The sequence below is a fragment of the Caballeronia arationis genome, assembly GCF_001544975.2.
GTDB lineage: Bacteria > Pseudomonadota > Gammaproteobacteria > Burkholderiales > Burkholderiaceae > Caballeronia > Caballeronia arationis.
In genome coordinates this window covers 1-3,995 of record NZ_FCOG02000282.1, presented here as the reverse complement: position 1 = coordinate 3,995, position 3,995 = coordinate 1, and the positions used below count along the sequence as shown (strand labels likewise).

The window sequence follows — 3,995 nt, the reverse complement described above, 5'->3', positions numbered from 1 at the left end:
GCAGTCAGAGTAAAAACAGAAACCCCTGCGTCGCTGCGCTCCGGCTGTCCAGCTTCGCGCGAAACACCTGTCCGGCTCCAAGCGAAACGCGTGTCCAGCTTCCGCGAAATACGCAGTGTATTTCCAGTTTTTCTGCGGCGAGGAGTATTTTCAACCGCACATGCCGTGCGATCCGACCAACCTCGTGCGCTTTCGGCAGGCGCTGGGCGAAGCTGGTGTCGAGGAGTTGCTCGCGACGACAATTGCAGCGGCCGTGGAAATGAAAGCAGTGAGGCCGGCCGAGTTCGAGCGCGTGATTGTCGACACAACGGTGCAGGAGAAGGCAATTGCGTATCCGACCGACAGCCGTCTGCTTGAGGTGGCACGCGCCAGACTCGTGCAGTTGGCGCAACGCGCTGGTCTTGCACTAAAGCAGACATACGAACGAGAAGGCAAACGGCTGCGTCGCCGCGCCGGCGGCTATGCGCATGCAAAGCAGTTCAAGCGCCTACGGCGTGTACTCAAACGTCAGCGAACAGTATTGGGAAGGTTGCTGCGCGACATCGAACGCAAGCTTTCCGGTGCCCAGGACGAACGGCAGACACAACTGCGCGTGTGGCTCGAGCGTGCATGGCGCATTTGCCGCCAACGCCCAAAGGACAAGAAGAAGTTGTACGCACTGCATGCGCCTGAAGTTGAGTGCATCGGTAAAGGCAAGGCGCGGCAACCCTACGAGTTCGGCGTCAAGGTAAGCCTCGCGATCACCGGGAAACACGGGCTGATCGTTGGTGCGCGGGCATTCCCGGGCAACCCCTATGACGGCCACACGCTGGCGGAGCAACTCGAACAGAGCTCCATCCTGTTGCAGGATCTGCCCGGTACGCCGCAACCGAAAACCGTTTTGGTCGATCTCGGGTTTCGTGGGGTCGATGCCGAAGTGTCATCAGTACAACTTATTCATCGCGGCAAACACAAGACCATGACCAGTACGCAGCGACGTTGGCTCAAGCGACGGCAAGCGATAGAACCGATCATCGGGCATGTGAAGCAGGACCACGGCATGCAGCGTTGCTGGCTCAAAGGGCAAACCGGTGATGCGCTGCACGCGGTACTGTGTGCTGCCGACTACAACCTGCGCTGGTTGCTGCGCGCCATCGTCCGCCTGGGGCCTGAGGTCCGTATTTTTTATCCTCGCGTTGCTGCATTGGATCGCCAGTGTCACGCTGAAACCAGCGCTTGCTAGTCACAACCACTTTCGACGGGCTGACTACCGTTCGCCGACAGGCCGCACCTTCGGCTTAGCTCGAAACTCAAACTGAATTTTGCAGGGCCGACTACATAGGGGAGTTTCAAATGGCCGCTCGGGTTCCACAACCCTTTTTTATGACACAGTAGAGGCAGCTACGGAATCCGGCCCCGCAGGACGACCCTGATAGTGCACGAGCCGAAGCATCGGTTTTTCGATCGTGAGGTACGTCAGCGATGAGACAACCACGATAGCGACAGTGCCGACAATGCACAGTACATCCGCACTAACGTTGTGCCCGAGGCCCCTCTTGAGCGCGGCACCTGCAAGCATCGAAAGGAACCCGTGCGACAGGTAAATCGAGTAAGACGCGTTGCCGATATACAAGAGCACTCGTGACGTTACCGGATGCGCCAAATCGTAGATCACGACACCGAGAACGATCGCGAAAGCCGGCACCCCAAAAATGACAACCCGGTATTTGTCGATTGCGATGCCGTAGGACGTCAGATAAAGCATCACCAGAAATGCGATTACAGAGACGGCGATCGCCGCGTACCCCATGTGCGAGTTGACCGGAGAGCGCGATAACCCTTTCACGATCTGTGCCGCAATCATGCCGAGGATAAATTCGCAGATCAGCGGGGAACTGGTCAAATACAGGACCGATTCTTCGTGCGAGACAGCACGCGCCACAAGATAAATCGTGGCATACACCGCGCAAAGAAACAGCACCATCAGACGAGTAGGAACGCGCACCATAATCGCTACGGCAAAGAATATGTAGAAGTATGCTTCAAACGAGAGCGTCCATCCCTGCGACAAAATGGGCTGAAAAGGTTCGATCACGTTTTTCATCGGCCACAAGAGGAGCGAGCCTATTATCGTTCCCGAATCAGGAAATGCTACTGATCTATGGACAAACTTAAAGAACCATAATGCTATAACGATCGCAGTCCAGAACCAATAAAGAGGAATTACCCGCTTGAACCTATGCTTCAAAAAGGTCATTGATCCGCTGAAGCCAGTCATACTGTCTTTTCGCGTATAGGACATGATGAAACCACTTATGGTGAAAAAAATATCAACGCCCGCTTGACCAATTTGACCGGTCGAAGATAAGACGGATCCCAAAGCGCCGCCGTGGTACGAATAGACCGCTGTTAACATGTGGTAATAAACAACAAGGACTACCGCGAACCCACGAAGGCCCTGCAATCCTCCGAGCTTAGACTGAGTTGATCTTTCAGATAATCCCAACATCATTTCCCCCTTCTGATTAGGGTGAGGTATCGAAAAAGAACGTCTGGTTCAAGATCGTGAGCGTGTGCAGTGCCGCGTCCAGTGCGCACGCCAGCTAAAGAGAATCGGGCACCGGAGTGGGAGCACCGGCCTTGTAGCAAGGCCCCTGCGGCAAATCCACATCAAGTGAAGCAATCGAAAGTAGTTCGGTAACCTACCGATGCTAACGTCACAATGCTACACCGAAAAAACAATTTCGAAAGGGGAAATGCTCTCAAATAAGTAATCCTTGCGTTTTCGTCGAGTGGGCTCGAAAGTCAGACACCGCACCGATGCAAAACTGCGTCTCCCTATATGTCCGACGAACACTCTCGGCTCACTGCGCCGAGGCTGAATGCGCTTCAAATGCGCCATGGTTCCACTGTCAGGACTTCGGTCTATATGATGACTACGGCGATTCCTCTTTGTGTTGATCTCGATGGAAACTCACGCGCTCGGACTTACGGTTCGAATCTCTGCTTGTCCTAGTCAAAAGAAATCATATTTTCGTCTTCCTAGGTGCTCTCAGGCTGTTGCGGGGAAAAGCCCACCTAAAGGCACAGATTGCTACTCGGGTCGAGCTCAATGTGTCTTTGCTACCCTACGAAGCCCGCCTCGTCGAATACTTGAGCGGCGACAAATCAACTGGCAGAGAATTATATCTCTGTACTGATTAGAAGCTGGATGTTGCCGATCAAGTCGCCACACACTTCGGTTTCTTCAAGGGTGTGATGGCGAGCGACGGATCACTTAACTGTCGGGCGTACGCAAGGCTGGCGCGCTGTCTACGACATTCGGTGTGCATGGTTTCGACCACTGTGGCAACACACGCGCCGATGTCCCGGTTTGGAAACAGGCTCGACAAGCGATCGTGGTCGGCTACTGGCATATCGTCGGGGCAGCATCGAAAGTCAACACGACAATTCTCGTGTGTGAGCAAAATCGATCGATTGTGCGCTTGGTCATTCAGGAAACGCGGGTCTATCAGTGGGTAAAAAATCTATTGGGTTTATGACGCTAATGACGTCGCATCGCTTCACCGAAGTGACACGCTGGTTGCCTTAGCAATCGCATTCCTCTTTTTCAGTTATTGCGCTTCGTCAGTGTATCGTTTGTAAGCGGCCGGCAAACACACCTTGACGGCCGATGAGCTAGGCCAGCAGCGGCACGCTGTGCTGCTGTCGCAGCCGGTATGTGTGGCCGGCGCGTGAATCCGCCAGCATTTATAGTCACTTGCTACATCACTCAAGAGTGCCGAGTTCGGCACAGTCTTGGGGTTATGTGGCCAGTCGGAACATCTCGAAGGTGTCAGGGTCCTGCCTTTCGGCGATGAATTTCGCGAAGAAATTGGTTTTGGCGCTATTCACGAGAAATTCGGGCAGGCATTGTCGTAGTGCACTGGCGACAACCAACTCCGATGGAGGGATGCCGGGACGGATGGTGCGCAGCCAGGATCCAAAGGAACTCCAGACGAGTGAAGGGAATACCG

1 protein-coding gene and 2 pseudogenes are annotated in these 3,995 nt (G+C 54.3%); 1 reads left to right on the top strand and 2 read right to left on the bottom strand.

What is annotated here, in order from left to right; genetic code table 11:
• Positions 1 to 115: 115 nt before the first annotated feature.
• Positions 116 to 1,222: pseudogene (locus AWB81_RS40945) on the top strand (IS5 family transposase); the annotation flags it as partial.
• A gap of 138 nt (positions 1,223 to 1,360) precedes the next feature.
• Here AWB81_RS40945 and AWB81_RS40940 read toward each other — a convergent pair.
• Both AWB81_RS40940 and AWB81_RS47855 read right to left on the bottom strand, forming a co-directional pair.
• Positions 1,361 to 2,491, bottom strand: coding sequence for an acyltransferase family protein (locus AWB81_RS40940; protein ID WP_062644133.1), 1,131 nt, complete (start codon positions 2,489 to 2,491; stop codon positions 1,361 to 1,363).
• Positions 2,492 to 3,783: 1,292 nt separating this feature from the next.
• Positions 3,784 to 3,995: pseudogene (locus AWB81_RS47855) on the bottom strand (IS4-like element ISCku4 family transposase); the annotation flags it as partial.